The following is a 1,363-nucleotide window of genomic DNA, read 5'->3' on the forward strand; positions in this document are numbered from 1 at the left end:
CAGGGCATTATGCCTCACTCATCAAGAAACAGATATCATCTCTGGAATATATGGCAAATCAGGAAAAACTCTACAATGTATCAATGAGGTTCGCAGTTGTATCTAAACATCCCGCTGTACTGCGTTCAAATACTGAGTCATTCGTGAAAACTATGGGATCCATAGGATTCAGGTTGAAGGATTTTCATTTTTTCAATAAACACACATTTAATCCTCTAAACCTTGGTACCCAGGGGATAAAATATATGATGGATTCTGCATCCATATCAGAAATTTTTCCATGTTCATTCACACCAGTGCCATCAGGAAACCAAAAACCTCTGGCAGTCAATGCTATCACAGGTAAAGCTCTTTATTTTAAACCTTTCAGTGGGAATTCATATAACATTGCAATAACAGGCGAAACAGGATCTGGAAAATCTTATTTCACAAAAAGGTTGCTGACCAAAATGAGCTCTGCGAAAATATACATAATAGACCCTCTGAGTGAATACAACTCGGATGTAATTGTCGACCTCTCTCTGGGTGAGTATATAGATTTTTCAATAGAAACTCCTGAAATGTTCAGTACGGTAGCTGGGGCTTTGGAAAAAATAACAGGCATACCTGGAAAAAAAATAACCGGTACATTAATGAAACTGGGGGAAAAATCAGGGGCAATAAAATTTAGTAAAGTGATTTCTGAACTTGACACATTGTACTGCAGGGATGTGGCAATATCAGGAAATGTTTGGCATATGCCACTTACAACCCCTGTAAAGCTTCATGGGGAATCAGCAGTATTCAGGTTTGATCACAAAAATGAATCCTTGAGAGATGCCTTCTTCAGTCTGGTGTTTACCCAGATAATTTCAATTGTTGAAATGGAGAATAAAGAGAAGGTTGTTGTGATAGATGAAAGCCACCTGTTCCTCAGGAATTCTAAAGATGCAGAGATAATAGACATGCTTGCAAGGAACTCCCGGCATTTCAAAACTTCACTTATAACAGTAACCCAGAATATAGAAGATTACTACATGAATAGCTATTCTGAATCAGTACTAATGAATTCTATCAATTACTTTATATTCAGGCAGCATGGGAAAATTAAAGACAGACTTTTCCTGGGATACGAAATTGACCCCACAGCTCTGGCTGGCGGAAATTCTTCTGATTATTCCGAATGTTTCTATGCCACTGGAACACTTATAAGAAAATTAAAAATTTATGGGAATAGTGAAAAATAACTGATTTATGGTTAACAATTCTATACTTTGAAGGTTTTTTCTATTTCGGGAATTGTTACCACTATGCCTAATTTTTCGGCCTTTTGCTGGAATTCCACTGGGTCAGCCTTAATAGGTGGGAATGTATTGTAATGCAT

Annotated in this window: 1 protein-coding gene; it reads left to right on the top strand. The window is 37.2% G+C overall.

What is annotated here, in order from left to right; translation table 11 throughout:
* A partial coding sequence (locus AMDU4_RS13230; protein WP_290705488.1) for a helicase HerA domain-containing protein occupies positions 1 to 1,226 on the top strand: 1,226 nt, incomplete at its 5' end.
* Positions 1,227 to 1,363: the final 137 nt, after the last annotated feature.

It is taken from the genome of Ferroplasma sp. Type II (assembly GCF_000496155.1).